Consider the following 25,276-nt stretch of genomic DNA (forward strand, 5'->3'; position numbering starts at 1 on the left):
CGTGCGCCGCCGGATCCTGCGGTCCATGCTGGCCGTGCTGACCATCACCACGGTCGTGCTCGGCGTGCCGCTGACCTACCTGGCGTGGCTGTGGGTGGAGGACATCACCCGCAACGATCTGCGCAATCGCCTGGACCGCATCGCCGCCGAGGTGGTGGCCCAGGAAGGTGTCGACGGGATGGTGCACGGCGGGCTCGACGTGCGGGCGGTACGTGCGCTGGTGCCGGTGAACGGCAAGCTGACCGTCGTCTATCCGGCCCCCCAGGACAACGCCTCCCGGGTCGACCTCGGCGCGGCACACGTCGACGATCCGCTGGTGGAGTCGCTGGCCATGGGCACCTCGGGTTCGCTGCGGCTCGAGGTGCCCGCGGCGCCGATGAAGGAGATGCAGCGCCAGGCGGTCGCGGTGGTGGCGTTGGCGGTGCTGGCCTCGCTCGGCGCCGCCGCCAGTGTCGCGGTGGTCACCGCGCGCCGGGTCGCCGACCCGCTGCGTGACGTCGCGGCCCGGGCGGCGCGCCTGGCGATGGGCGATTTCCGTCCCGATCCGCGCAGGCACGGCATCGCCGAACTCGACCGCGTCTCCGACGTGCTCGACTCGGCGACGGTGGAGATCGCCGGTCGGCTGCAACGCGAGCACGCGCTCGTCGCCGACGTCTCCCATCAGCTGCGCAGCAGGCTCACCGCGGTGCGGTTGCGGCTGGACGAGCTGTCCGCGCACACCGACCCGGAGGTGGTGCACGAGGCCGAGGAGGCGATGGCGCAGGTCGACCGGCTCACCGAGGCCATCGACGATCTGGTGCGCGCCTCCCGCGACGAGGACGCCGCCGACCGCGACCCCATCGCGGTGCTGGAGGAGCTGCGCGGTGTCGTCGAGGAGTGGAAGCACCCCTTCGACGAGGCGGGCCGTGCCCTACTGCTGGCCGGGGACGAGACGCTGCGTGCGCCGGTGACCGCGTCCCGGCTGCGCGAGGCGGTGACCGTGCTGGTCGACAACGCGCTCATGCACGGCGACGGCACCTGCACCGTCTCGGTGCGCTCGGTGCGCCCCGGCTACGGCCGCGAGCCGCTGGTGTGCGTGGAGGTCGCCGACGAAGGGGAGGGTGTGCGCGACGAACTCGCCCCGCACATCTTCGATCGCGGCTTCTCCGCGGGCGGTTCGACCGGCGTCGGCCTCGCGCTGGCGCGCGCCCTCATCGAGGCCGACGGCGGCAGGCTCGAACTACAGCGCCGCCGCCCCGCGTTGTTCCGGGTGTTCCTCGGGTCCTCCGCGCCGAACCGGCCGGTCGCGATCACCCCCGAGCCGCGTTGATCAGCTGCGCCCGAGCTGCTCTTCCTCCATGAGCTCCTCGAGCTCGGCCTCCAGTTCCCCCATCTCGTCGGGGAACACCCAGCGGCGCATGGCCCAGAACCGGAACGCCATCTGCAGCAGGTTGCCGATGATGAAGGCGCTGACGAAATCGGCGATGTTCTCCACGGTGAAACTGACCGCGGGTTGCCGCAGGTCGAACACGTAGCTCGAGATCCACAGCGGGATGTTGCTCAGCGCCACGCCGATGCCACTGACCACGAAGAACAGCAGGGCCTCGTGATGGCGCTCGCGGCCGCCGCGATTCTTGAACGACCATTCGCGGTTGAGCACGTAGGAGGCGATCACGGCGACGACGCCGGAGATGATCTTGGCGGTGACCGGCTTCTCGGTGAGCACGGTCCACTTCAGGGCATAGAAGATGCCGCTGTCGATGACGAAGGTGGTGGCCCCGACGATGGCGAACTTGATCAGCTCGTGGTGGCGGTAGGCGATCTCCCGCAAGGGCTCGGGGAGGACGCTGACCGCGTCGTCGGCAATGGACACGAGTGCCGAGTGTACCGGTAGGGGTCCCGCGGACCCGACGTGACAAGATTGCATGACGTGAGCACCCGTAGCTTCGATCCCGCGACCATGCCCACCGTCACCATGATCGGCGGCGGGCAGCTGGCACGGATGACCCACCAGGCCGCGATCGCCCTCGGCCAGCGGCTGCGGGTACTGGCCGAGAAGGTCGACGACCCGGCCGCCCAGGTCAGTCCCGAGGTCGTGCTCGGTTCGCACACCGATCTGGCCGCGCTGCGCAAGGCGGCCGTCGGCTCGCACGCGCTGACCTTCGACCACGAGCACGTGCCGACCGAACATCTCGAGGTGCTGGTCGCCGAGGGCGTCAACGTCGCGCCGCCGCCCACCGCGCTGGTCTACGCCCAGGACAAGCTGGCCATGCGCACCCGGCTCGCGGAACTCGGCCTGCCGGTACCCGCGTTCACCGCCGTCACCGCGCCCGCCGAGGCGATCGCCTTCGGCGACGAGCACGGCTGGCCGTTCGTGCTCAAGGCCGTCCGCGGCGGCTACGACGGGCGCGGGGTGTGGATGCCCGCCGACGCCACCGAGGCCGAGCGACTGGTCACCGACCAGCTCGCCCGCGGCACCCGGTTGCTGGCCGAGGCGAAGGTGGACCTGCGTCGTGAGCTGTCGGCGATGGTGGCCCGCTCGCCCTTCGGGCAGGCCGCGACCTGGCCGGTGGTGGAGACCGTGCAGCGCAACGGGCAGTGCGCGGTGGTCATCGCGCCCGCGCCCGATCTGCCCGACGAGATCGCGACCGCGGCGGAGACGATGGCGCTGAACCTGGCTCGTGAACTCGGCGTCGTCGGGGTGATGGCGGTCGAGCTGTTCGAGACCCACGCGGGCGAACTGCTGGTCAACGAGCTGGCCATGCGTCCGCACAACTCCGGCCACTGGGGCATGGACGGCGCCCGGACCGGTCAGTTCGAGCAGCACCTGCGCGCGGTGCTGGACTATCCGCTCGGCGACACCGCGCCGCTGGCGCCGGTCACCGTGATGGCGAACATCCTCGGCGCGCCCGAGGCGCCGGCGATGTCGATGGACGAGCGGCTGCACCACCTGTTCGCCCGGATGCCCGAGGCCAAGGTGCACCTGTACGGCAAGGGGGAGCGGCCCGACCGCAAGATCGGGCACGTCAACGTGCTCGGCGACGACGTCGCCGTGGTGCGGGAGAAAGCAGAGCGGGCGGCGCACTGGATGTCGCACGCCGTTTGGACCGACGGATGGGATCCGCATGAGTGAGATGGACACCGCAGGCCCGGCCGTGGGGCTGATCATGGGCAGCGACTCGGACTGGCCGACGATGGAGGCCGCCGCCGAGGCGCTGGCCGAGTTCGGCGTCCGGTTCGAGGTGGGTGTCGTCTCCGCGCACCGCACCCCGCAGCGCATGCTCGATTACGCGCGCCGGGCCGCGGACCGCGGGGTGAAGGTGATCATCGCCGGTGCGGGCGGCGCCGCCCACCTGCCCGGCATGGTCGCCTCCGCCACCCCGCTGCCGGTGATCGGCGTACCCGTGCCGCTGAAATACCTCGACGGCATGGACTCCCTGCTGTCCATCGTGCAGATGCCCGCGGGCGTGCCCGTGGCCACCGTCTCCATCGGCGGCGCCCGCAACGCCGGCCTGCTCGCCGTCCGCATCCTCGCCGCCACCGACCCCACCCTGCGCGCCCGCATGGAACAGTTCCAGGCCAACCTGGAAAAACTCGTCCTCGACAAGGACGAAGCCCTCCGCACCAAACTCCTCGGCTGAACCGGACGGTTTACCGCCCAGTCCGCAACGCGGCGACGGATTCGACCAAGCCGGCGCTCTCGAGTGCCTCGAGCACGTCGTCGACGGTCTCGGGAGGGTTGCGGCGAGAATCCGCGATCTGTTGGACGCAGGCCCACACCACGCGATCGTCGAGGTGCACTTGGTCGAGGACGAACTCGTCCGGGCCTCGTGCCTCGATGTTCCACTGCCGCAGCTGGGCAGCGGGGAAGTCGGCCAGGTTGGCGGTGACTATCACCTGGGCGCCCGCCTTGATCGCGGCCGCCAGCACGTGCCGGTCGTCGGGGTCGGGTAACCGGAGTCCGGCGATCAACGGCTCGTAACCCTCGACCAGGCAATCGGGTACGGCCGCGACGATCAGTTCGCGCAGGCGGTTCAGCTTGGATTCGGCGATGTCGGGTCGCTTCGCCGCTAGTGTCCGCATGGTCTCGTCGAGGATCGCATCGGTCCATTTCGCCTGGACGACCCCGGATCGAGCGAGGCGGATCAGCATGTCGCGCAGCGTGTTGCCGTAGAGAACATTCGCGTCGTACAGGGCGATGAACGGCATCAGATGCCGAGCTCCTGACCGAGGTCGGACAATTCGTCGGCGGCGGCGCGGCTGTGTCCCTCGCTACGCCGCTGGTACTCCTTCAAGTCATCGAACCTGATGCGGCGGTGGGTGCCCACCAGTCGGAACGGGATCTCGCCCGATTCCAGGAGCCCGACGACATAGGGGCGGGAGACGTTCAGAATGTCCGCAGCCTGCTGGGTGGTCAGTTCGGCGTTGGACGGAACGAGGGACACGCCTCGTCCGGCGGCCGCTTGGGCGAGGATGAACGCAACCATGTCCACCACGGCACGCGGCAGAACCAGCGGCTCGTCCGGCCCCGTTTCCGCGGTTACCGGGACCGTTTCTTCGGCGGGGTGCTTTACCAGGTAGTCCTTGATCCGCCGCATCGCTCGGGCGGCGAGCTCGGCGTCGATGGTGCCTGGCTCGATGCGTTTGGCTGCGTGGGTTGGAGACATCGCACACACCTCCTCGCTATCCGAATATACGCAATAAACGAAATATTCGAAACGTTCTCGGTCGGGGAAGCCCGGTCGTCCAGCCGATACGGTTGGGGGGTGAGCGAGGAGAGTGGGCGGGCGCGGGTGGGTGTGGATCCGGCGCGGTTCCGGTTGACGGTGGTGGATCAGGCGCTGCGGCTGTTCGCCGACAAGGGGTACGAGGCGACCACGGTCGACGAGATCGCGGAGGCGGCGGGGATCTCGCGGCGCACCTTCTTCCGGCAGTTCCGGTCCAAGGAGGACGTGATCTTCGCCGATCACGAGGCGCAGCTGGCCGCGGCGTCGGCGTTCCTGGAGGCGGCGCAGGGCGATCCGTGGGACGCCGTGTGCGAGGCCGTCGTGCAGGTCTTCGAGCGGTTCACCCAGTGGCGCGACATCGCCGCGCGCCGGTATCGCGTGGTGCGACGCGTGCCCGCGTTGCGCGAGCGCGAGATCGTCACGGTGTTCCGCTACGAGCGGCTGTTCACCGACTACCTGCGCGACCGGCTGCCGGATTCGCCCGATCTGGCCCGGGTCCAGTTCACCGCCGCGGTGACCGCCACGCACAACTACCTGTTGCGGCGCATGGTGCGGGGCGAGTCCGACGCCGGGGCGGCGGATCTGCGGGTGGAGCTGGCCGCCATTCCGCGCGGCACCGAGCGCCCGGCCGCGTCCGACGAACTGGTGGTTGCGGTGTTCCCGCGCGATCTGCCGCCGCGTCGCGTCGCCGACCTGCTCACCCGCAGACTGGGTAGTCTGTGATCGGGCGCACGGCCCGGTGTGACACCGAGTGCCATAACGTATCCCCAAGTGCCTCGCTGGTCGTGCGTATACTGGGAGGCGGCATGGCACTGAGTGCCGAGATGCACGGTGCCGATGTGCCGAGAGGCTGCTGACCGCGGCGAGACCCACCCGAAACCCAGGAGCGTGCCCGATGGCGGGAAACCCCGATTTCGATCTGTTCAAGCTCGAAGACTTCCATGACGAACTGCGTGCGGCCATCCGCGCGCTGGCGGAGAAGGAGATCGCGCCCTACGCCAAGGACGTCGACGGCAACTCGCGCTTCCCCGAGGAGGCGCTGAGCGCGCTCAACGCCGCGGGCTTCAACGCCGTGCACGTGCCCGACGCCTACGGCGGGCAGGGTGCCGACTCGGTCGCCACCTGCATCGTGATCGAGGAGGTCGCCCGCGTCTGTGGTTCGTCCTCGCTCATCCCCGCGGTCAACAAGCTCGGCACCATGGGCCTGATCCTCAACGGCTCCGAGGAGCTCAAGCAGAAGGTGCTGCCCGACATCGTCAACGGCGAGATGGCCTCCTACGCGCTGTCCGAGCGTGAGGCGGGCTCCGACGCCGCGAGCATGCGCACCCGCGCCCGCCAGGACGGCGACGACTGGATCCTCAACGGTTCCAAGTGCTGGATCACCAACGGCGGCAAGTCGTCCTGGTACACCGTGATGGCGGTGACCGACCCCGACAAGGGCGCCAACGGCATCTCCGCGTTCATGGTCCACAAGGACGACGAGGGCTTCGTGGTCGGCCCGCTCGAGCACAAGCTCGGCATCAAGGGTTCGCCGACCGCCGAACTGTACTTCGAGAACTGCCGCATCCCGGGCGACCGCATCATCGGCGAGCCCGGCACCGGCTTCAAGACCGCGCTGCAGACCCTCGACCACACCCGCCCGACCATCGGCGCGCAGGCCGTCGGCCTGGCCCAGGGTGCGCTCGACGCCGCGATCGCCTACACCAAGGACCGCAAGCAGTTCGGCCAGGCCATCGCCGATTTCCAGAACACCCAGTTCATGCTGGCCGACATGGCGATGAAGATCGAGGCGGCCCGTCTCATGGTCTACACCTCGGCCGCCCGTGCCGAGCGCGGTGAGAAGAACCTCGGCTTCATCTCCGCCGCCGCCAAGTGCTTCGCCTCCGATGTGGCGATGGAGGTCACCACCAACGCCGTGCAGCTCTTCGGCGGCGCGGGCTACACCACCGACTTCCCGGTCGAGCGCATGATGCGCGACGCGAAGATCACCCAGATCTACGAGGGCACCAACCAGATCCAGCGCGTGGTCATGAGCCGCGCCCTGCTGCGCGGCTGACCCGCCCGACGCGAAGGGGTGGCCCGGAACTTCCGGGCCACCCCTTGTGCTCGTCGATCCCTACGGGGCGAGCAGGTCGGCGTATTCGCGGTGCTCGGCGATGAACTTCTCCACATACCAGCAGGTGGGGACGACCGTGAAGCCCGCGGCCCTGGTGTCGTCGAGGGCATATTCGACGACCTTGCCCGCGATGCCCTGCCCGCGGAACTCCGGGAAGGTGATCGTGTGGTGGAAGTCGCGGACCTTGGCGTCCTCCCGCTCGGCGTAGTCGGCGTACCCGGCGAGGGTGTCGTCGACGTAGATCTCGTAGCGGGTGTCGGCGGCGTTGTGCTCGAGCCTGGTCGTCATGATCGGATGCAACTCCTTCGCTGGCGGGAATGTTCCTCGGCGGTCAGAGGATGGCGCCGGGGTTGAGGATGCCGTGTGGGTCGAGGGCGTCCTTGATGCGCTTGGTCAGCGCGATCACGTCCGGCCCGAGCTGATCGGGCAGCCACGCCTTCTTCAAGCGTCCGACACCGTGTTCGCCGGTGATGGTGCCGCCCAGGGCGATCGCCAGCTCCATGATCTCGCCGAAGGCGCGGTGCGCGCGGGCGGTGTTGTCGGCGTCGGTGGGGTCGTGCACGATCAGCGGGTGGGTGTTGCCGTCGCCCGCGTGCGCGATCACCGAGACGGTGACCTCGTTGCGCCGGGCGATCTCGGCGATCCCGGTGACGAGCTCGCCGAGCCGCGGCAGCGGCACCCCGACGTCCTCGAGCAGCAGCGGCCCGAGCCGCTCCACCGCCGGGATGGCGAATCGCCGCGCCGCGGTGAACGCCTCGCCCTCCTGCGCGTCCTCGGTATGGAAAACCTCGGTGGCGCCGGACTTCTCGCATGCCTCGGCCATCAGCTCGGCCTCCCGCGCGGCGAACTCGCCCGGCGCGTCGGAGCGTGCGACCAGCAGCGCGGCGGCCGAGCGGTCCAATCCCATGCGCAGTTCGTCCTCGACCGCGTTGATCGCCACGCTGTCCATGAACTCGAGCATCGAGGGCCGGAGCGCGGCGGTGATGGCGAGGATGGCCTCGGTGGCGGCGGACAGGTCGGCGAAGCTCGCCACGACGGTGCTCTGCCGCGGCTGGGCGGGCAACAGGCGCAGGGTGAGTTCGGTGATGATGCCGAGCGTGCCCTCGCTGCCCACGAACAGCTTGGTCAGCGACAAGCCCGCGGAGTCCTTCAGGCGTGGCCCGCCGAGGCGCACCGGGGTGCCGTCGGCGAGCACCACTTCCATGCCGAGGACGTAGTCGGTGGTGACGCCGTACTTCACGCAGCACAGCCCGCCCGCGTTGGTCGCCGCGTTGCCGCCGATCGAACACATCTCGAACGAGGACGGGTCCGGCGGATACCACAGGCCGTACTCGGCGACGGCGCGCTTGACCTCGGCGTTGAGCAGCCCGGGCTGCACCACGGCGGTGCGGGTGACCGGGTCGACGGTGATCGCGCGCATCCGCTCGGTGCTCACCACGATGCCGCCGTCGAGGGCGGTGGCCCCGCCGGACAGCCCGGAGCCCGCCCCGCGCGGCACCACCGGCACCCGATGCTCGTTGGCCCAGCGCAGGGTCGCCACCACATCGTCGGTTCCGGCCGCGCGGACCAGCGCCAGCGGTACGCCGGCGGCGGGATCCTTGGCCCAGTCCTGTCGGTAGGATTCCAGCAGGTCGCGGTCGGTGTGCAGGGCGCCGTCGGACAGCGCGGCAGCAAGGTCGTGCAGGTCCACCCGTGCCACGCTACCCGGAGCGCCCGGTGTTCCGGGCGGGTTGCCCGGATGTGAATTGGTACGCCCGGGCTGGTATTTCGCACGTTGCCGGGCAAGAATCGCCGGGTCGGGTCGTCGGCGAAGCAGGACCGTTGGAAAGCGAGAACGACCTCGGGTAGCAGCGCTCCGCGCGCGCCCGGGGATGAGCCCAGAGAGGTTATGCGATGCGCACCGAAGGACCGGACCTCGACCTCGTCGCCGCCGTCTTCGCCGACGATCTCGGCGACACCGCGGTCGACCTCGACACGCTGCGCCGGATCCACGCGGGCGAGTTCGGCCCGTGGGCGGCCGCCCTGGAGGGCTCGGGGTTGTTCGACAAGCAGGCGTTGGAACGGATCGTCGGGCGCTGGCGGCGGGATCCGCGGACCCTGCTGGACGCGCTGCTCGCCGACGCCGACGACGTCACCCGGCGCCGGTGGGCCATGGCCTGGTCGGCCCTCGAGCGTCCCGAACCGGTCAGCCGCATCGGCTGACCGACCGGATCGTCTCCGGTTCGCCCGATGATCATCCGGCCGTCACCTGCCGCTGCCATCCTGGCGGCGTGCCCGCCGCTGTCACCACCGACAACCTCGCCGACCGGTTCAGCGCCTGGTGCGCGGCCGTGGTGCGACGGCTGCCGTGGAGGCTGGACCGGATCGTCCCGCCGACGTTCCTCGGCTTCGCGCTGATCAACAGCGGCACCTTCGGGCTGGATCTGCTGCTGTTGACCGCCATGCACGGTGGTCTGGGGTGGCCCCTGCCGGTGGCGATCTCGATCGCCTACGCCTGCGCGTTCGGCGTGGCCTTCGTGCTCAACCGCACCCTCAACTTCCACTCGCACGCACCGGTCGGCCGTCAGCTGGTCGTCTACGTCGTGGTCGTGGTGGTGAACTATCTCGCGTTCATCCTCGGCGTGGGCAGCGGGCTGGCGGCGGCGGGCCTCGACTACCACCTGGCGCGGCTGGTGGCGGGCGGGTGCGAGGCGATCTACATGTACTCGGCGATGCGCTGGATCGTCTTCCGCCGCTGACCCGTCCGCGCAGGCACGGCCGGGCCGATCGGTCCGGGAGTGCTCACCCCAGCCGTTCGAACTCGTCCCCGTCCACCACCAGTACCTCGTCGTCGGTGAGCGCGTGGTGCGGCACCCCGGCCGCCCGGTACCTCTCGGCGATTCGACGGCACGCGCCGTCCGGGTCGGTGGGGGAGTCGAGATGCGGGACGATCCGGTAGGGCACCAGGCCGAGGCCGTCCCAGCGCGGCGCGACGCCACAGGCCGTGACCACTTCCTGCGGATCGTCGACGACGTCGAGCCCGTGCAGGTCGGGCGTGAGCACGCACGCACCGGCGCTGTACCCCGCGTAGGCGAGCCGGTCCTCGGCCAGCAGGTCGGGTATCACGCGGTCGGCCCCGCTGCGCGCGAACTGCGCCCGCAGCACGAAGGTGTTCCCACCCCGCACCCACAGCAGCGGGAACTCCCGGAGCCGCCGCTCCAGCGCCGCGGGCTGTCCGAGGTGGTCCCGCAGGTCGACCACCTCGGGGGCGTAGCCCGCCCGCCGCAGCGGCACCAGGTCGCTGGTCACCGCCGCCTGCCAGGCGCTCGGCCAGGCGTCACAGGCGTTGGGCACCACCGCGACCCGGCCCGGCCCGCCGACGAGCCGGGCCAGCCGCTGCGCGTGCCGCCCGAAGCGGTAACTCGCCAGGAACAGGCGCACGGTTCAGATCGTGAACGCGAGGTTGCGGACCACCTGGAGTCCGAGCTGCTCGTCACCGGTGATGTCGACGTCGCCGAGGTGGTCTTCGATCGGGGTGCGTCCGCCGCCGAGTCGCACGAAGAGACCGGAGTCGAGGGTGATCTCGACGCCGGCGGGCTCGGCGAAGCGCTCGACGAACGCCGCGCGCTCGCCGACCTCGATGCGCAGGGTGCGCGCGAGCTCACCGGTGAGCACGAACGCGATGCGGGATCCGGCGGGCGCCTTGCCGAGTTTGGCGACCACCCGGGGGAGGGAACCGGCGAACTCGGCGAAGGCCACCTCGCCGCGGCGGCCGCCCTCGGCCACGCGCACCCCGAGGGCGTCGGCGATGTCGAGTTCGTGCATCCAGCAGTCGAACAGCCGCACCCGCATGAACCGGCCGTAGGGCACCTGGCCGATCGGGGACACGGTGGGGGTCGCCCACTCGGCGTCGGTCTTGTCGGCCAGTGCGGCGCGGCGGCGGTCGGCGACCTCGCGGAAGAGCGCGAGCAGCCGGTGGCCCGGCATCGGCCGCAGCCGGTCGATCCAGATCTCGTTCAGCACGGCGGTTTCGTTGCGCACGTGCGGAAGTGCGCGCACGTCGGTCTTGGGCCGCACCGGATCGTGCGGCGGTGGCTTCTCGCCGAGCAGCCAGGATTCGGTGCCCACGACGTGGGCGACCACGTCGAATACCGTCCAGCCCGGCAGCGGCGACGGCTGCCGCCAGGCGGGCTCGTCGAGGTCGGCGACCAGGCGATCGATGGCCGTCCACTGTTCCGAGAGCAGCGGTACCAGTTCGTCCTTGGCCAGGGTGGGGTCGTTCACGGCTGGGTTCCTTCCTCCAGTGCGGTCAGACCGGCCCGGATCGCGGCGGCGGTCGCCCCGGGGTCGTGCGGTCTGCGCAGCAGAAAGCCTGTGGCGAAGCGGATTCGGTCGCCGTCGCGGCGTGGGATGACGTGCAGGTGGACGTGTCCGACGGTCTGGAAGGCCGCCCGGCCGTCGTTGAGCACCAGGTTGGCCCCGTCCGCGGCGAGCCCGCCGCGGCGCATCGCCAGCGCGATCCGGTGCGCGGCACGGAACATCGCCGCGCCGAGTTCGGGGTCGAGGTCGGGGAGCCCGGCGGCGTGCTGCTTCGGGATCACCAGTGTGTGCCCGCGCGCGATCGGCCTGATATCGAGGAAGGCGCACAGCGTTTCGTCCTCGTAGACCTTGGTGGCCGGCGCCGCGCCGGCCACGATGCGGCAGAAGACGCAGTCGTTCACATCCGCGACCATACGGTGTACGGGCCGGGCGGGGACAGCCCGGCTCCCGCGGACAGGAACCGTGTGGCGACGGTGTTCGCCGCAGCTGGACGTGGGTACAGAACCGACGAATCGGTCTTATCCGGCTGCGGCTGTGACGGGCATCTCAGCTAGGCTCACCGCGAGCCGGGTACAGTTGCGAGGATTTCAGGCGAACTTACTCGTGAGTAGCTTCGTCCGGCCGTCACTCGGTGGTTCCGACCACCCTGAGAAGGAAGTCTGACAAGTGGAGACAACGCAAAACGTGGGCGATTCGTCCCCGCGCGGAGCGCGTGTCGGAGTCGTTCGCGAGACCAACGCGGGCGAACGGCGTGTCGCATTGGTACCCAAGATCATTCCCGCCCTGCTGAAGCAGGGCGTGGAGGTGGTCGTGGAGTCCGGCGCCGGGCACGGTACGCTCATCCCCGACCAGGCGTACGTCGAGGCGGGTGCGGTCATCGGCGACCCGTGGTCGGCCGATGTGGTCGTCAAGGTCGCCCCGCCCAGCGACGCGGAGGTGGCCAAGCTGTCCAAGGGACAGACCCTGATCGGCTTCCTCGCCCCGCGCAACGCCGAGAACCAGATCCAGGCGCTGAAATCGGCCGGGGTGCAGGCGTTCGCGGTGGAGGCGATTCCGCGTATCTCGCGCGCGCAGGTGATGGACGCGCTGTCCTCGCAGGCGAACGTGGCCGGGTACAAGGCGGTGCTGCTGGCGGCCTCCGAGTCGACGCGATTCTTCCCGATGCTGACCACCGCCGCGGGCACCGTGAAGCCGGCGACGGTGCTGGTGCTCGGCGTGGGCGTGGCGGGTCTGCAGGCGCTGGCCACGGCCAAGCGACTCGGCGGGCGCACCACCGGTTACGACGTGCGGCCCGAGGTGGCCGACCAGGTGCGGTCGGTGGGTGCGCAGTGGCTGGACCTGGGCATCGACGCCGCCGGTGAGGGCGGTTACGCCCGGGAACTCACCGACGAGGAGAAGGCCAAGCAGCAGCAGGCCCTCGAAGACGCCATCAAGGGGTTCGACGTCGTGATCACGACCGCGCTGGTGCCGGGCCGCCCGGCGCCGCGGCTGGTCACCGCCGCCGCGGTGGAGGGCATGAAGCCCGGCAGCGTGATCGTGGACCTGGCCGGGGAGACCGGCGGCAACTGCGAGCTGACCGAGCCGGGCAAGACCGTGGTCAAGCACGACGTCACCATCGCCTCGCCGCTGAACCTGCCCGCCACCATGCCCGAGCACGCCAGCGAGCTGTACTCGAAGAACATCGCGGCGCTGCTGGAACTGATGCTGGTCGACGGTGCGCTGGCGCCTGACTTCAGCGACCAGGTGCTCGCGGATTCCTGTGTCACACGTGAGGTGGACGCCTGATGTATTCCGAACTGCTGGCCAACATCGCGATCCTGGTGCTGTCCGGGTTCGTCGGGTTCGCCGTCATCTCCAAGGTGCCCAACACCCTGCACACCCCGCTGATGTCGGGCACCAACGCCATCCACGGCATCGTCGTGCTCGGTGCGCTGGTGACGCTGGGCAAGATGGAGGATCCCTCGATCGGCATCCAGATCATCCTGTTCGTCGCGCTGGTCTTCGGCACCTTGAACGTGGTCGGCGGCTTCGTGGTCACCGACCGCATGCTCGGCATGTTCAAGGGCAAGAAGGCCCCGGCGGCGAAGGCTGGTGAGTGAGTCCGATGGACAATCTGGTCAACATCCTCTACATCATCGCGTTCGCGCTGTTCATCTACGGTCTGATGGGTCTGACCGGCCCGAAGACCGCGGTGCGCGGCAACTGGATCGCCGCGGCGGGCATGGCCATCGCCGTGGTCGCCACCCTGATCGCGGTGCGTGACACCGGCAACTGGATCCTGATCGTCGCGGGCCTGGTGCTCGGTGTGGTGCTCGGCGTGCCACCGGCCAAGTACACGAAGATGACCGCGATGCCGCAGCTGGTCGCGGCGTTCAACGGTGTCGGCGGCGGCACCGTCGCGCTCATCGCCTGGGCCGAATTCCTGGACACCAGCGGCTTTTCCGCCTTCAAGCACGGCGAGGAGCCCACGGTCCACATCATCGTCGGCTCGCTGTTCGCCGCGATCATCGGCTCGATCTCGTTCTGGGGTTCGCTGATCGCCTTCGGCAAGCTGCAGGAGATCCTGCCCGGCCGCCCGATCGGGCTGGGCAAGCTGCAGCAGCCGCTGAACCTGCTGCTGCTGGTCGGTTCGGTCGCGGCCGCGGTCGTCATCGGCCTCGGCGCCGCCGACGGCGGTGCCGCCTGGTGGTGGATGGTGCTGCTGCTGGTGGCCGCGGGCGTGCTCGGCCTGATGGTCGTGCTGCCCATCGGCGGCGCGGACATGCCGGTGGTCATCTCGCTGCTCAACGCCCTGACCGGCCTGTCGGCCGCGGCGGCGGGCCTGGCGTTGAACAACACCGCCATGATCGTGGCGGGCATGATCGTCGGCGCGTCCGGCACCATCCTGACCAACCTGATGGCCAAGGCCATGAACCGCTCGATCCCGGCGATCGTGGCCGGCGGGTTCGGCGGTGGCGCCGCGGCCGCCGGTGGTGGCAGCGGGGAGCAGAAGCAGGCCAAGGCCACCTCCGCCGCCGACGCCGCGATCCAGATGGCCTACGCCAACCAGGTGATCGTGGTGCCCGGCTACGGTATGGCCGTCGCCCAGGCCCAGCACGCGGTCAAGGAGATGGCCGCGCTGCTCGAGGCCAAGGGCGTGGAGGTCAAGTACGCCATCCACCCGGTCGCGGGCCGCATGCCCGGTCACATGAACGTGCTGCTGGCCGAGGCCGAGGTCTCCTACGACGCGATGAAGGAGATGGACGACATCAACGGCGAATTCGCCCGCACCGATGTCGCCCTGGTGATCGGCGCCAACGACGTCACCAACCCGGCCGCCCGCGAGGACGCGGCCAGCCCGATCTACGGCATGCCGGTGCTCAACGTCGACCAGGCCAAGTCGGTGATCGTGCTCAAGCGCTCGATGAACTCCGGCTTCGCCGGCATCGACAACCCGCTGTTCTACGCCGAGCACACCTCGATGCTGTTCGGCGACGCCAAGAAGTCCGTCGGTGAGGTCACCGAGGAACTGAAGGCGCTGTAGCACATCGGTTTCGGTGAACCCCGGCGCGCCCGTCCACGGGCGCGCCGGGGTTCACCCGTTTCTGCGCTGTTCACCGGCGTCCCGGACCGCTCAGCGGTTCCCGCGCGCCCGCTCCTCGACGGCGGCCACGGCCTCGCCGAGCCCCGCGCCCGGATCGACCTGGCGGTACTTCTTGACCGCCTCGATCTTCTTCCCCGCGCGCACCAGCGCGTCCACCTCGGCCAGGCCCTCGACCGAGCGCGGGTCCTCGAGCCCCAGATGCGCCAGGATCAGATCGAGCTTGCGCTCGACGCGGGCCAGCCGGTGCTCGAGTCTGTCGTTGCCGAACATGCCCCGACCCTACCGAGCGCGCGCGTGGGCGGGACGGCCCGCGCCGACCACCCCCGCGCTCAGCGCACAGGCCAGCACCGCGAGCAGCGGCACGATCAGCGCGGCGGTCAGCGGGATCAGCTCGGTCAGCCAGCCGATGATCGCGGGCCCGGCGAGCAGGCCGAGGTACCCCAGCCCGAACACCCGCGACATGTCCGTCGCGGCGGTCGTCGAGCCGAGATTTCCCGCCGCGGTGAAGATCTGCGGCACGCTGCCGGACAGGCCGAGCCCGCACAGGGCCCACCCGGCCAGCGTCAGCGGCACCCACGGCGACACCATGATGACCGCCAATCCCAGCGCGGCCAGCAGGGTGCCGTAGCGGACCACCGCGACCGGACCGAAGGCGCCGCTCACCCGGTCGGTCACCAGGCGGCCGCCGGTCATGGTGACCGAGAAGGCGCCGAAGGCCAGCGCCGCGGTCGCGTCGTCGGCGCCGAGCCGCTCGCGCATCTGCAGGGTGCTCCAGTCCGTGGCCACGCCCTCGGTGAGCAGCACCGCGAACGCGATCACGGCCAGCGCCAGCACCTTCCGGCCGTGCGCGGACGGTCGCAGGCGGGCACCGGGGCCCTCGCGGGTCGGCGCGCCGGGGCCCGTGTGCTCGGCGGCGGTGCGGTGCTCGGCGGCGGGTATGTGCTCGGCGGCGGTGTGCTCGGAAGCGGTGCTCGGCTCGACGGCCGGGGCCGGGCGATCGGCGAGCAGCCGCGGCACGCTCAGCGCGACCAGCGCCAGGCAGGCCAGACTCGCCAACACGAGCGTGACGCGCAGGTCGAGACCGGCGCGCAGGGCGGCCGCGCCGAGCAGGGAGCCCAGCAGACCGCCGCCGGAGAACAGCGCGTGGAACGCCGACATGATGGGACGGCGATAGGCTCGTTCCACGTGCACGGCCTGTGCGTTCATCGAGACGTCCAGCGCGCCGTTGCCGAAACCGAAGCAGGCCAGCGCGATCGCCAGCCCGGCGGGCGCGGTGGCCAGGCCGGGGCCGATCACCGCGAGCGCGGCGACCACGGCGGCCGCCGCGACCAGGGTCCGGCTGCCGAACCGGTCGGCCAGTGGCCCGGCCGCCCGCATCCCGACGATGCCCGCCCCGGCCATCAGCAGGATGAACATGCCCAGCGTGGAGTGCGCGATCCCGGTGCGGTCGGTGACCACGGGGATGTGCACCACCCACATCGCCAGCAGGAAGCCGTTCAGGCCGAAGACGGTGAACACGGCCGCGCGCGCGATACGCAGGCGTCGATCGATCGGAACGTCCAGCACTGTGTCGACGGTACCGAGCGATCCGGCGCCGACTAGGGTCGGCCGGGTGACGCAGCAGTATCCCGTGCTCTGGCCGATGCCGACCCGGTGGGCCGACAACGACCACTACGGCCACGTGAACAACGTGACCTACTACTCCTACTTCGACACCGCGGTCAACGCGTGGCTGATGAAGGCGACCGGCACCGACATCCGCGAGCTGCCCGCCCTCGGCGTCGTCGCGCAGACCTCGTGCCGGTACCACGGCTCGATCAGTTTCCCCGACCGGTTGCAGGTGGGGCTGCGGATCGCGCGGCTCGGCCGCTCCAGCATCACCTACGACCTGGCGATCTTCCGGGAAACCGACGACGGGCTGGAACTGTCCGCCACCGGTGAGTTCGTGCACGTCTACGTCGACGCGCAGACCCGCAAGCCCGTCGAGATCCCCGCGGTGATCCGCACGGCGGCCGCCGAACTCGTCACCGACTGAGGCCCTCGCCCAGCAGCGCGGACTGGAACCGGCGCATGCCCGCCAGCCAGCGGTCGTAGTCGGCGCCCTTGCGCCGGTACATCTCCAGCACCTCCGGGTGCGGCAGGATCAGGAACTGTTCGGCCGCCATCCCGGCGATCACCACGTCGGCGACCTCCTCGGGGGTCAGCACCGCGCCCGCGGTGGTGACGGCCTTGACGGCCAGCGTGGCGGCCTCGGCGTTCCCCGGTACCAGGTCGCCGTGCAGCAGCCGGGTGTCCACCCCCATCGGGCACACGCAGCTCACCCGGATCCCTCGGTCGCCGTAGGTGACCGCCAGCCATTCGGCGAAGCCGACGGCCGCGTGCTTGGTCACCGAGTACGGCGCGGAACCGATCTGGGTGAGCAGCCCGGCCGCCGAGGCCGTGGCGACGAAATAGCCCGTGCCGCGCGCCAGCCAGCCCGGCATCAGTGCCCGGGCGGCCCGCACGTGCGCGAGCACGTTGACCTCGAGCGCCGCCGTCCACTGCGCATCGGTGCTGTCCAGGCCGGGGCCGCCGCCGATGCCCGCGTTCGCGAAATACAGGTCGACCGGGCCGAACTCGGACTCGGCCCGCTCGATCATGGTGGCGATCACCTGTTCGTCGGCCACGTCGCCGGCCACCGGCACCGCCGCCGCGCCGATGGCCTCCGCCACCTCTCGTGCGGCCGCGGGGTCGATGTCGGCGACCACGACCCGCGCGCCGCCCGCGGCGAGCCTGTGCGCGAGCGCCGCCCCGATTCCCCCGCCGGCCCCCGTGACGATGGCTACCTTGCCCGAAATCTCCATGCCCGCACAGTAACGGTGCCCGCGCTACCCGGTGCCCGCCAGCCGCTCCAGCAGCGGAGCGGTGCGTGGGCCGACCAGCTCGCGCATCACCAGCGCCATGTCGGTGCGCTCCACGCCGGGGATCTGCAGGATCTCCTCGGCGAGCCGGTAGAGGTCCTCGGCGTCGCGGGCCACCACCCGCACCGTCAGGTCGACCCGGCCGGTCATCCCGCACACCTCGGTGACCTCGGGGATCTCGGCGAGCGCGTCGACCACCGCGTCGAGGCGGTGCTGATCGAGCACGACGGAGACGAACGCGGCCAGCGGATAGCCGAGCGCTCGCGGACGCACCCGCCGCTCGACACTGGCGAGCATGCCGGTGGCCTCCCAGCGCGCCAGGCGCGCCTGCACGGTGTTGCGCGACAGGCCGAGCCGGGTGGCGAGTTCGACGCCGGTCGCGCGCGGCGTCGCGATCAACTCCAGCAGCAGGCGCGCGTCGGTCGCGTCCAGGGTCGCCTCGACCTGTTCAGTACTGGGCATACGACGCAGTATGACACCGCGGCCCCGGTGTGAATTGAGCATTGTGCACATTCCCGTGTCGATCACTTGCGCATGCCGCTGAACGGTGCATGCTGTGAGGTACAACACACGCACGAGTCGACCGGCCCACAAGGCCGCGACTCGACCGTGATCGGAGGAGGCGCCACCCATGCCGGACAAGCCCGCGTACCCCGTACAACTGATCCAGCCCGACGGGGCAAGGGTCCTCGACCGCGAGCACGCCGCGCTCGTCGCCGACATCGGCCCGCACGAGCTGCGCGAGCTGTTCGCCGACATGACGGTGGCGCGCCGGATCGATGTCGAAGCCACCGCGCTGCAACGGCAGGGCCAGCTGGGTCTGTGGCCGCCGCTGCTCGGCCAGGAGGCCGCCCAGGTCGGTTCCGCCCGCGCCCTGCACCCCGACGACTACGTGTTCTGCAGCTACCGCGAGGCCGCCGTCGCCTACTGCCGCGGCGTGCGTCCCGGCGAACTCACCCGGTTGTGGCGCGGGGTCGCCCACCACTGCTGGGACCCGGACGCGGTCGGCATGACCAACCCGAACATCGTCGTCGGTGCCCAGGGCCTGCACGCCACCGGGTACGCCTACGCCGCGCACCTCGACGGCGCCGAGATCGCCACCATCGCCTACTTCGGTGACGGCGCCACCAGCCAGGGCGACATCGCCGAAGCCTTCGGCTTCGCCGCGAGCTGGAGCGCGCCGGTGGTGTTCTTCTGCCAGAACAACCACTGGGCCATCAGCGCCCCGGTGCGCGTCCAGAGCGCCACGCCACTCGTGCGACGCGCCTACGGCTACGGCATGCCCGGCCTCCAGGTCGACGGCAACGACGTGCTCGCGGTGCTCGCGGTCACCCGGCAGGCGGTCGCGCGCGCCCGCACGGGCGGCGGTCCCTCGTTCATCGAAGCGCTCACCTACCGGATGGGCCCGCACACCACCGCCGACGACCCCACCCGCTACCGCGCGGCCGCCGAGACCGAGGAATGGACGCGGCGCGACCCCATCGACCGGCTGCGCAGGCTGCTGGAACGGGAAGCGCTGTGGGACGCGGCCTTCGAGCGCGAGGTGGGCGAGCGGGCCGACACCGCGGCCGCCGAACTGCGCCGCGCCACCCTCGAGATGCCCGATCCCGATCCCGCCCAGCTGTTCGACCACGTCTACGCCGCACCCCACCCCCTGATCGAGGCGGAGCGGCGGGCCTTCGCGGAGTACGCGGCCGGCGATCCCGGCGCCGCCTTCGCCCGACCGGAAGGAGTCAGCCGATGATCACCACCTTCGCAGGCGCCCTCAACACCGGCATGCGCCGGGCGCTCGAGGACGACCCCAAGGTCGTGCTGATGGGGGAGGACATCGGCAGGCTGGGCGGGGTCTTCCGGGTCACCGACACGCTGCAGAAGGACTTCGGCGACAACCGGGTGATCGACACCCCGCTGGCCGAGTCCGGCATCGTCGGCACCGCGTTCGGCATGGCGTTGCGCGGTTACCGGCCGGTGTGCGAGATCCAGTTCGACGGCTTCGTCTACCCGGCCTTCGATCAGATCGTCTCCCAGGTCGCCAAGATCCACTACCGCACCGGCGGAAAAGTCAGCGCTCCCATCACCATTCGCATCCCCTTCGGCGGCGGTATCGGATCGGTGGAGCATCATTCGGAGTCGCCGGAGGCGTACTTCGCGCACACCGCCGGGCTGCGGGTGGTCACCCCCAGCACGCCCGCTGACGCCTATCACATGCTGCGCCAAGCCATCGCCGCCCCCGATCCGGTGATCTTCTTCGAACCCAAACGCCGCTACTGGGACAAGGCCGACGTCGATTTCGACGCGCCGCCGGAGCTGCCGCTGCATCGGGCGCGGGTGTGCCGGGCGGGCACCGATGCCACCGTCGTCGCCTACGGCGGCACCGTCGCACCGGCACTGGCCGCCGCGGAGATCGCCGCCTCGGAGGGGCATTCGCTCGAGGTGATCGACCTGCGCAGCCTCGCGCCGCTGGACGTCGACACGGTCGCCGAATCGGTGACCAGGACGGGTCGGCTGGTGGTGACCCACGAGGCCCCCGTGTTCGGCGGTCTCGGCGCCGAGATCGCCGCGCGCATCACCGAACGCTGCTTCTACCACCTGGAGGCGCCGGTGCTGCGCGTCGGCGGCTACGACATCCCGTACCCGCCCGCCAAGCTGGAGAAGCACCACCTGCCCGACCCCGACCGCATCCTCGACGCGGTCGACCGTTCGCTGGCCGCCTGAGCGGTCAGCGGCCGGAGGCGGTAGCGGAGCGTGACCACGGAGGCCGCCCCGCGCAGGCGCAGTCGACACAGCCTGAGTGGGTCAGCGGCCGGAGGCGGTAGCGGAGCGTGACCACGGAGGCCGCCCCGCGCAGGCGCAGTCGACACAGCCTGAGCGGGTCAGCGGCCGGAGGCGGTAGCGGAGCGTGACCACGGAGGCCGCCCCGCGCAGGCGCAGTCGACACAGCCTGAGCGGTCAGCGGCCGGAGGCGGTAGCGGAGCGTGGCGGTACCACCGCATGCGACCCGATGCGAAGGAAGGTGACTTGTGCACGACGACGGCAACGTCCTGGAGTTCCGGCTGCCGGATCTGGGGGAGGGACTCACCGATGCCGAACTGGTGTCCTGGTCGGTCGCCGTCGGCGACCACGTGGACCTGAACCAGACCATCGCCGAAGTGGAGACCGCGAAGGCCGTGGTCGCCCTGCCCTGCCCGTATGCGGGGACGGTGGCGGCACTGCTGGCCGACCCGGGGGAGACGGTGCCGGTGGGGGCGCCGCTGATCCGGGTCCGGGCGGATGGCGCGGGGTCGGCGGTGGGGAGCGGTGGTGACGCGGCGCGCGGTGCCGAGAACGGTTCCGGCGCCGGGAGTGGAGGCGGCGCCCCGGGCGGTCGCGGAGCCGCCACCGCGGACGGTGCCGATATCGGGAACGGCGGCGGGTCGACGGTCCCCGCCGAATACGCCGGTGCGGGTGCCGATGCCGGTGCCGGTGCCGGTGCCGATGTCGGTGGCGATGCCGATGCCGATGCCGGTGGCGATGTCGGTGGCGGCGGCGGTGGTGCTGGTGCCGACTCCGATGCCGGTGCGGCGAGCGGGAACGGCAGGCGCTCGGTGCTCGTCGGCTACGGGCCCGAAGCCGAGCAACAGACCCGGCGCCGGCGGACGACCGGCCCGGTGCCGGTCGCCCGTCCGGCCGCGGTCGCCGCGCGCCCGGCCGCCACCCCCGCGGCCCGGAAGCTGGCCCGCGAGTTGGGGGTGGATCTCTGGCAGGTCGACGGCTCGGGCCCGAACGGGGCGGTGACCGTCGACGACGTGCGCGCGGCCGCGACACCGACCGGTGCCGCCGTGGCCGAGCCCGGCCAGGCGCGCGAGGAGCGCACCCCGGTCACCGGGGTGCGCAAACGCACCGCGGCCGCCATGGTCACGAGCGCGACGACGATCCCGCAGGCCAGTACCTTCGTCACCGTCGACTGCACCGCAACGATGGAGCTGATCGACCATCTGCGCACCACCCCGGCGTTCGCCGGGCTCAGCCTGACCCCGCTGGTCGTGGTGGCCAAGGCGGTGCTGGCGGCGCTGGCGGAGTTCCCCGGAGTGAACGCGCAGTGGGACGAGGAGCGGCAGCAGATCGTCACCAAGCGCTACGTCCACCTCGGCATCGCCGCCGCCACCGACCGCGGCCTGCTCGTGCCGTCGGTCAAGGAGGCGCACCGGCTGAGCCTGCGCGAGTTGTGTGCCGAGATCGGCCGGACGATCGAGGCCGCCCGGGCGGGCACCGCCACCCCGGCCGACCTCACCGGTGGCACCTTCACGATCACCAACGTCGGCGTTTTCGGCGTGGATTCCGGTGTGCCGCTGGTCAATCCGGGGGAGGCGGCGATCCTGTGCCTGGGCGCGATCGGCAGGCGGCCGTGGGTGGTGGCCGACGAGCTGGCGGTCCGCTGGGTCACCACGCTCGGGCTGAGCTTCGACCACCGGCTCATCGACGGCGAACTCGCGGCCCGTTTCCTCGCCACGGTCGCGGGTCTGCTGACCGATCCGCTCACGCTGCTGAGCCGGTTGTAGCGGCCGGACGCGAGAAGTCGCTCGCGCGCGCCCATCGGTGCGTAGGGTGGTCCGGGTCGGCGCGCGAGGGTGACTGGACGAGGAGCTGGGGTTGAGCGCGGTACTGATCTCCGCGGAGGAACTGCGGAAGGAATTGGCGGACAAGCGGGTACGGCTACTGGATGTGCGCTGGGCGCTCGGGGACCCGGACGGCCCGCAGCACTATCTCGACGGCCACATCCCGGGCGCGGTGTTCGTGGACCTGGAGACCGAACTGGCCGCGCCGCCCTCCCCGGCCCGCGGGCGGCATCCGCTACCCGATCTCGCCGCGCTGCAGAAGTGTGCGCGCAGCTGGGGTATTCGCGAGGGTGACCCGGTGGTCGTCTACGACGCCACGGGCGGGATGGCGGCGGCGCGGGCGTGGTGGCTGCTGCGCTGGGCGGGGCTGGCCGACGTGCGCATCCTCGACGGCGGGCTGCCCGCGTGGACGGCGGCCGGCGGGGCGACGGCCACCGGCGCCGAACCCGATCCCGAGCCGGGCGACGTCACCCTCACCGCGGGCAACCTGCCCGTCGTCGACGCCGACGGCGCCGCGAAGTGGCCGGGTGTGCTGCTCGACGCGCGCGCGGCGGAACGCTACCGCGGCGAGGTGGAGCCCGTGGACCCGCAGGCGGGCCACATCCCCGGCGCGGTGAGCGCGCCGACGGCCGAGAACCTGGACGAGACCGGGCGTTTCCACGATCCGGACCGGTTGCGCGCCCGGTTCGGGCGGTACGGCGCCGGTCCGTTCGCGGTCTACTGCGGGTCGGGCGTCACGGCCGCGCACCAGATCGCGGCGCTGGCGGTCGCGGGCATCGACGCCGCCCTCTACCCCGGCTCGTGGTCGCAGTGGTCCAACGACCCCAAGCGCCCGGTGGCGACGGGCGACTGATCCGCCGCTGCGCTCAGGGGCAGGTGCGCGCGATGGCGTGCAGCACCGCGTTGTCGGCGGCGGTGACCGGCAGGTCGTAGCGCACCGCGACGGTGAGGTACTTGCCCGCGTAGAAGCAGTGGTTCGCGCGCGCCGGGGGCAGCCACTCGGCCGGCGTGGCATCCCCTTTCGCCTGGTTGACCGCGCCCGCGGTGGCGAGCAGGTTGGTCACCGTGTCATTGGCGAAGCGCACGCGCTGTTCCGGGCTCCAGCCGGCGGCCCCGAGATCCCAGGCCGCCGCCAGCGGATACACGTGATCGATCTGCACGTCACGTGCGTCGGCCTTGCGGAACTCCAGCAGGCGCCCGGTGTAGGGGTCGCGCAGGGTTCCCGCCACCACCACGCAGTCCCGGGTGCCCTCCCGGTACCGCACGTCGCTCAGCTGCGCCGCCAGCACGTCGTTGCGGGTGTCGCAGCCGTTGTGCCCCTCGGCTCCGCCGTGGTCGTCGGTCCAGGCCGGCCCGAACACGCATCCGCCGCCCCGGCCGCAATCGCGGTCGTATCCGCCCGGCCGTCCGCGCTCGGCCACCACCCGCACCCGCCCGAGCAGGTCCTCGACCTGCGCGCGCGTCGGACTCCCCGGCGCGGGCTCGACCTGCCCCACCCGCACCTGCCCGCACCCGGCGACCGCCGACGCGACAACCACCATCAGCACGACGACCGCAGGCACGACGACCGCCGCCGGTAACCGCACCACCACCCGCTCACGCACCCCGTCACTTCTACCCGTTCCCCCGGACGGTCGGGTCGTCACCGTCGGCGCGGTTGTGGATTACGTGGCGTCCACAATTCCGGTGCCACGGGTGCGGCCGTGCACCGGTCAGGGCCGCCGACGCGGCGCCGCCGGACATCCGGTGGCCGAAAAGGCGTCGGCCGAAGAGGCGTCGGCCGACGGCGCGTCGGTGGGGTAGAGGCTGCGGAACGCCTCGCGCAGGGGTCGCGCCGCGGCGGCGTGCACGCCTTCGACGCCGGTGACGACCTCCTCGAGTCGCAGGCGGTCGGCGGGCACCAGGCACCCCGACGTCACCGCGGTCATCGCCTCGTGGGCCGCCTCCTCGGGCCTGCCCGCGGCGAGCAGCGCGAGCCCGAGATCCAACCGGGCGGCGGCGAGGCGCCGGGGGCGCACGTAGAGCGAGTTCTCGATGTGGCGGATCACGTGGCGGGCGAACGATTCCGCGGCTCGGTCGCCGAGCCAGGCGAGCGTGGTCGCCATCGCGCTGTCGGCCTGGACGGTGTCGAAGCGGAAGCGGTGTTCGGCCATCTCGACGGTCGGCAGGTCGGCGACGAGCCGCGCCAGGGTGCGCAAGGCGGTGTAGGCGTCCTGCTTGTCGCCGTACCGGGCCAGCGCCGCCGCCTCCTGCGCGGTCGCCTGGATCATGGCGTAGCTGCCCCGCGGTGCCGCCTGCTGGGCGATCTGCGCCGCCACCACCGCGACCAGGTATTCGCCGAGGGCGAGCTGCTGCCGGGCCATGATCTCGGCGCGCCAGGCGTCGATCTCGGTGTGTTCGGCTTCGATCGCCACCTCCCGCGCCACCCACAGTTGCGCGGCGGCGGCCCTGCCCTCGCCGAGGTCGACGTGGCAGGCCGCGGCCAGCATCGACAACCAGCCGAGCACGACCATCAGCCTGCGATGCTCCATCAGGGTGGTCCGGCCCTGGAGCAGCGCCCGGACCCCGCGGATGCGCCACTGGATTTCGGCCAGCAGCTGATCCGGCCGCGACTTCGGGTAGGCGCGGGAGAGGTCGTCGGCGATGAACTCGAGAAACGCGGGCAGGCTTTCGGGGAGCTCGGAAGTGATCACCCGCGGCACTCGATCACCCTGCGGTTCCGGTGTTTCCGCGCGCAGCGAGCCCGGACCGAGAATCAGCTCGTAGGCGGCGACGACCTCGCGCGTCACCGGCCGCTTCCCGGTCTCGATCAAGCTCAGATACGACGGTGCGAAATGCACCAACTCCGCCATGGCGCGCAGACTCCACCCGGCCGCTTCCCGCGCCGTCCGCAGCTGTGCACCCTCGATCACGCCCACCCCCGAAAAACTCCCGGAACTGCTGTCAACAGGTCTGTGAACACGGATTTCCGCGTACGCCAACGCCTCTGCGCCACGCTACTACCGGAGCATCCGCCCGGTGCCGAACCGGCGGCTTCCACCACCCATTCGACACGGCAGAGGGAGCAGATCGATGCC

Annotated in this window: 29 protein-coding genes; 15 read left to right on the forward strand and 14 right to left on the reverse strand. The window is 71.2% G+C overall.

Annotation, left to right across the window (positions count from 1 at the left end; genetic code table 11):
- Window position 1 precedes the first annotated feature (1 nt).
- Window positions 2–1,309, forward strand: coding sequence for a HAMP domain-containing sensor histidine kinase (locus CRM89_RS27010; RefSeq protein WP_060593026.1), 1,308 nt, complete (start codon window positions 2–4; stop codon window positions 1,307–1,309).
- On the opposite strand, the gene CRM89_RS27015 is transcribed toward CRM89_RS27010, so the two are convergent.
- Window positions 1,310–1,852: a GtrA family protein gene (locus CRM89_RS27015; RefSeq protein WP_011207529.1), complete on the reverse strand. Its 543-nt coding sequence runs from the start codon at window positions 1,850–1,852 to the stop codon at window positions 1,310–1,312.
- A 57-nt stretch (window positions 1,853–1,909) separates the two neighbouring features.
- On the opposite strand from CRM89_RS27015, the gene CRM89_RS27020 reads away from it, so the two are divergent.
- Together CRM89_RS27020 and purE are read left to right on the forward strand one after the other, a co-directional pair.
- Window positions 1,910–3,112, forward strand: a complete 1,203-nt coding sequence (locus tag CRM89_RS27020; RefSeq protein ID WP_041559875.1) for a 5-(carboxyamino)imidazole ribonucleotide synthase — start codon at window positions 1,910–1,912, stop codon at window positions 3,110–3,112.
- Between the two features lies 1 nt (window position 3,113).
- Window positions 3,114–3,620 carry a 5-(carboxyamino)imidazole ribonucleotide mutase gene (gene purE / locus CRM89_RS27025; RefSeq protein ID WP_371392075.1) on the forward strand — a complete coding sequence of 169 codons (507 nt, stop codon included), beginning with the start codon at window positions 3,114–3,116 and terminating at the stop codon, window positions 3,618–3,620.
- Window positions 3,621–3,630: 10 nt separating this feature from the next.
- On the opposite strand, the gene CRM89_RS27030 is transcribed toward purE, so the two are convergent.
- Window positions 3,631–4,188 carry a PIN domain-containing protein gene (locus CRM89_RS27030; protein ID WP_086838485.1) on the reverse strand — a complete coding sequence of 186 codons (558 nt, stop codon included), beginning with the start codon at window positions 4,186–4,188 and terminating at the stop codon, window positions 3,631–3,633.
- Entirely contained in the window at window positions 4,188–4,646 is a 459-nt protein-coding gene (locus CRM89_RS27035) for a helix-turn-helix domain-containing protein (protein WP_050767956.1), read from the reverse strand. Before CRM89_RS27035 ends, CRM89_RS27030 begins: the two co-directional genes overlap by 1 nt.
- A 99-nt stretch (window positions 4,647–4,745) precedes the next feature.
- Between CRM89_RS27035 and CRM89_RS27040 the strand changes: the two genes are divergently transcribed.
- Window positions 4,746–5,429, forward strand: a complete 684-nt coding sequence (locus tag CRM89_RS27040; protein ID WP_060593024.1) for a TetR family transcriptional regulator — start codon at window positions 4,746–4,748, stop codon at window positions 5,427–5,429.
- Between the two features lie 172 nt (window positions 5,430–5,601).
- A complete protein-coding gene (locus tag CRM89_RS27045; RefSeq protein WP_011207535.1) occupies window positions 5,602–6,762 on the forward strand; it encodes an acyl-CoA dehydrogenase in 1,161 nt (386 codons plus the stop codon).
- A gap of 60 nt (window positions 6,763–6,822) precedes the next feature.
- Here CRM89_RS27045 and CRM89_RS27050 read toward each other — a convergent pair whose 3' ends face one another.
- Together CRM89_RS27050 and CRM89_RS27055 are read right to left on the reverse strand one after the other, a co-directional pair.
- Window positions 6,823–7,110 (reverse strand): GNAT family N-acetyltransferase, encoded by a 288-nt coding sequence (locus CRM89_RS27050; RefSeq protein WP_041559878.1) that lies wholly within the window; start codon window positions 7,108–7,110, stop codon window positions 6,823–6,825.
- A 43-nt stretch (window positions 7,111–7,153) separates the two neighbouring features.
- Complete coding sequence (locus CRM89_RS27055) at window positions 7,154–8,512, reverse strand: FAD-binding oxidoreductase (RefSeq protein ID WP_098086615.1); 1,359 nt, start codon at window positions 8,510–8,512, stop codon at window positions 7,154–7,156.
- 203 nt (window positions 8,513–8,715) lie between these two features.
- Here CRM89_RS27055 and CRM89_RS27060 point away from each other — a divergent pair, with 203 nt between their 5' ends.
- The gene (locus CRM89_RS27060; protein ID WP_011207538.1) at window positions 8,716–9,024 is read left to right on the forward strand and encodes a hypothetical protein; all 309 of its coding nucleotides are present in this window, start codon (window positions 8,716–8,718) and stop codon (window positions 9,022–9,024) included.
- Window positions 9,025–9,092: 68 nt separating this feature from the next.
- On the forward strand, window positions 9,093–9,560 hold the full coding sequence (locus CRM89_RS27065; protein ID WP_098086616.1) for a GtrA family protein: 468 nt from the start codon (window positions 9,093–9,095) through the stop codon (window positions 9,558–9,560).
- A gap of 43 nt (window positions 9,561–9,603) precedes the next feature.
- On the opposite strand, the gene CRM89_RS27070 is transcribed toward CRM89_RS27065, so the two are convergent.
- Genes CRM89_RS27070 through CRM89_RS27080 form a run of 3 tightly spaced genes read right to left on the reverse strand, consistent with a single transcriptional unit; the run spans window position 9,604 to window position 11,522 of the window.
- Complete coding sequence (locus CRM89_RS27070; RefSeq protein ID WP_098086617.1) at window positions 9,604–10,242, reverse strand: Type 1 glutamine amidotransferase-like domain-containing protein; 639 nt, start codon at window positions 10,240–10,242, stop codon at window positions 9,604–9,606.
- A 3-nt stretch (window positions 10,243–10,245) separates the two neighbouring features.
- Window positions 10,246–11,085: a maleylpyruvate isomerase family mycothiol-dependent enzyme gene (locus CRM89_RS27075; protein ID WP_011207541.1), complete on the reverse strand. Its 840-nt coding sequence runs from the start codon at window positions 11,083–11,085 to the stop codon at window positions 10,246–10,248.
- Window positions 11,082–11,522, reverse strand: a complete 441-nt coding sequence (locus CRM89_RS27080) for an HIT family protein (RefSeq protein ID WP_086838520.1) — start codon at window positions 11,520–11,522, stop codon at window positions 11,082–11,084. The genes CRM89_RS27075 and CRM89_RS27080 overlap by 4 nt, the downstream gene beginning before the upstream one ends.
- A gap of 265 nt (window positions 11,523–11,787) precedes the next feature.
- Between CRM89_RS27080 and CRM89_RS27085 the strand changes: the two genes are divergently transcribed.
- Genes CRM89_RS27085 through CRM89_RS27095 form a run of 3 tightly spaced genes read left to right on the forward strand, consistent with a single transcriptional unit; the run spans window position 11,788 to window position 14,644 of the window.
- Window positions 11,788–12,906 (forward strand): Re/Si-specific NAD(P)(+) transhydrogenase subunit alpha, encoded by a 1,119-nt coding sequence (locus CRM89_RS27085; protein ID WP_098086618.1) that lies wholly within the window; start codon window positions 11,788–11,790, stop codon window positions 12,904–12,906.
- Window positions 12,906–13,220, forward strand: coding sequence for an NAD(P) transhydrogenase subunit alpha (locus tag CRM89_RS27090; RefSeq protein WP_011207544.1), 315 nt, complete (start codon window positions 12,906–12,908; stop codon window positions 13,218–13,220). The genes CRM89_RS27085 and CRM89_RS27090 overlap by 1 nt, the downstream gene beginning before the upstream one ends.
- 5 nt (window positions 13,221–13,225) lie before the next feature.
- Entirely contained in the window at window positions 13,226–14,644 is a 1,419-nt protein-coding gene (locus tag CRM89_RS27095) for an NAD(P)(+) transhydrogenase (Re/Si-specific) subunit beta (RefSeq protein ID WP_098086619.1), read from the forward strand.
- A 90-nt stretch (window positions 14,645–14,734) separates the two neighbouring features.
- Here CRM89_RS27095 and CRM89_RS27100 read toward each other — a convergent pair whose 3' ends face one another.
- The gene (locus tag CRM89_RS27100; protein WP_011207546.1) at window positions 14,735–14,974 is read right to left on the reverse strand and encodes a hypothetical protein; all 240 of its coding nucleotides are present in this window, start codon (window positions 14,972–14,974) and stop codon (window positions 14,735–14,737) included.
- Window positions 14,975–14,983: 9 nt separating this feature from the next.
- A complete protein-coding gene (locus CRM89_RS27105; protein WP_229434908.1) occupies window positions 14,984–16,270 on the reverse strand; it encodes an MFS transporter in 1,287 nt (428 codons plus the stop codon).
- A 76-nt stretch (window positions 16,271–16,346) separates the two neighbouring features.
- On the opposite strand from CRM89_RS27105, the gene CRM89_RS27110 reads away from it, so the two are divergent.
- The gene (locus tag CRM89_RS27110) at window positions 16,347–16,739 is read left to right on the forward strand and encodes a thioesterase family protein (protein WP_050768224.1); all 393 of its coding nucleotides are present in this window, start codon (window positions 16,347–16,349) and stop codon (window positions 16,737–16,739) included.
- Here CRM89_RS27110 and CRM89_RS27115 read toward each other — a convergent pair.
- The gene (locus tag CRM89_RS27115; protein ID WP_098086620.1) at window positions 16,729–17,547 is read right to left on the reverse strand and encodes an SDR family oxidoreductase; all 819 of its coding nucleotides are present in this window, start codon (window positions 17,545–17,547) and stop codon (window positions 16,729–16,731) included. The genes CRM89_RS27110 and CRM89_RS27115 overlap by 11 nt on opposite strands.
- 24 nt (window positions 17,548–17,571) lie before the next feature.
- Entirely contained in the window at window positions 17,572–18,066 is a 495-nt protein-coding gene (locus tag CRM89_RS27120; RefSeq protein WP_011207550.1) for an Lrp/AsnC family transcriptional regulator, read from the reverse strand.
- 169 nt (window positions 18,067–18,235) lie between these two features.
- Between CRM89_RS27120 and pdhA the strand changes: the two genes are divergently transcribed.
- The 4 genes from pdhA to CRM89_RS27140 all read left to right on the forward strand — a co-directional run bounded on the left by pdhA (window position 18,236) and on the right by CRM89_RS27140 (window position 23,052).
- Complete coding sequence (gene pdhA, locus CRM89_RS27125; protein WP_060593017.1) at window positions 18,236–19,348, forward strand: pyruvate dehydrogenase (acetyl-transferring) E1 component subunit alpha; 1,113 nt, start codon at window positions 18,236–18,238, stop codon at window positions 19,346–19,348.
- Entirely contained in the window at window positions 19,345–20,319 is a 975-nt protein-coding gene (locus CRM89_RS27130) for an alpha-ketoacid dehydrogenase subunit beta (RefSeq protein ID WP_098086621.1), read from the forward strand. The genes pdhA and CRM89_RS27130 overlap by 4 nt, the downstream gene beginning before the upstream one ends.
- A 305-nt stretch (window positions 20,320–20,624) precedes the next feature.
- Window positions 20,625–22,142, forward strand: a complete 1,518-nt coding sequence (locus tag CRM89_RS27135) for a dihydrolipoamide acetyltransferase family protein (RefSeq protein ID WP_098086622.1) — start codon at window positions 20,625–20,627, stop codon at window positions 22,140–22,142.
- Window positions 22,143–22,233: 91 nt separating this feature from the next.
- Complete coding sequence (locus CRM89_RS27140; RefSeq protein ID WP_062954118.1) at window positions 22,234–23,052, forward strand: sulfurtransferase; 819 nt, start codon at window positions 22,234–22,236, stop codon at window positions 23,050–23,052.
- A gap of 13 nt (window positions 23,053–23,065) precedes the next feature.
- On the opposite strand, the gene CRM89_RS27145 is transcribed toward CRM89_RS27140, so the two are convergent.
- On the reverse strand, window positions 23,066–23,740 hold the full coding sequence (locus CRM89_RS27145) for an HNH endonuclease family protein (protein ID WP_172964642.1): 675 nt from the start codon (window positions 23,738–23,740) through the stop codon (window positions 23,066–23,068).
- Between the two features lie 171 nt (window positions 23,741–23,911).
- Window positions 23,912–25,111 carry a helix-turn-helix transcriptional regulator gene (locus CRM89_RS27150; protein ID WP_172964579.1) on the reverse strand — a complete coding sequence of 400 codons (1,200 nt, stop codon included), beginning with the start codon at window positions 25,109–25,111 and terminating at the stop codon, window positions 23,912–23,914.
- Window positions 25,112–25,276: the final 165 nt, after the last annotated feature.

The organism is Nocardia sp. FDAARGOS_372 (assembly GCF_002554515.1).
Taxonomy (GTDB): Bacteria; Actinomycetota; Actinomycetes; order Mycobacteriales; family Mycobacteriaceae; genus Nocardia; species Nocardia farcinica.

Excerpts from the sequence above, each read along its gene's own strand:
- CRM89_RS27095 (WP_098086619.1), top strand. The coding sequence starts at position 13,226 with ATGGACAATCTGGTCAACATCCTCTACATCATCGCGTTCGCGCTGTTC.
- CRM89_RS27030 (WP_086838485.1), bottom strand. The coding sequence starts at position 4,188 with ATGCCGTTCATCGCCCTGTACGACGCGAATGTTCTCTACGGCAACACG.
- CRM89_RS27090 (WP_011207544.1), top strand. The coding sequence starts at position 12,906 with ATGTATTCCGAACTGCTGGCCAACATCGCGATCCTGGTGCTGTCCGGG.
- CRM89_RS27120 (WP_011207550.1), bottom strand. The coding sequence starts at position 18,066 with ATGCCCAGTACTGAACAGGTCGAGGCGACCCTGGACGCGACCGACGCG.
- pdhA (WP_060593017.1), top strand. The coding sequence starts at position 18,236 with ATGCCGGACAAGCCCGCGTACCCCGTACAACTGATCCAGCCCGACGGG.
- CRM89_RS27060 (WP_011207538.1), top strand. The coding sequence starts at position 8,716 with ATGCGCACCGAAGGACCGGACCTCGACCTCGTCGCCGCCGTCTTCGCC.
- purE (WP_371392075.1), top strand. The coding sequence starts at position 3,114 with ATGGACACCGCAGGCCCGGCCGTGGGGCTGATCATGGGCAGCGACTCG.
- CRM89_RS27050 (WP_041559878.1), bottom strand. The coding sequence starts at position 7,110 with ATGACGACCAGGCTCGAGCACAACGCCGCCGACACCCGCTACGAGATC.
- CRM89_RS27045 (WP_011207535.1), top strand. The coding sequence starts at position 5,602 with ATGGCGGGAAACCCCGATTTCGATCTGTTCAAGCTCGAAGACTTCCAT.
- CRM89_RS27110 (WP_050768224.1), top strand. The coding sequence starts at position 16,347 with ATGCCGACCCGGTGGGCCGACAACGACCACTACGGCCACGTGAACAAC.
- CRM89_RS27145 (WP_172964642.1), bottom strand. The coding sequence starts at position 23,740 with ATGGTGGTTGTCGCGTCGGCGGTCGCCGGGTGCGGGCAGGTGCGGGTG.
- CRM89_RS27100 (WP_011207546.1), bottom strand. The coding sequence starts at position 14,974 with ATGTTCGGCAACGACAGACTCGAGCACCGGCTGGCCCGCGTCGAGCGC.
- CRM89_RS27115 (WP_098086620.1), bottom strand. The coding sequence starts at position 17,547 with ATGGAGATTTCGGGCAAGGTAGCCATCGTCACGGGGGCCGGCGGGGGA.
- CRM89_RS27130 (WP_098086621.1), top strand. The coding sequence starts at position 19,345 with ATGATCACCACCTTCGCAGGCGCCCTCAACACCGGCATGCGCCGGGCG.
- CRM89_RS27035 (WP_050767956.1), bottom strand. The coding sequence starts at position 4,646 with ATGTCTCCAACCCACGCAGCCAAACGCATCGAGCCAGGCACCATCGAC.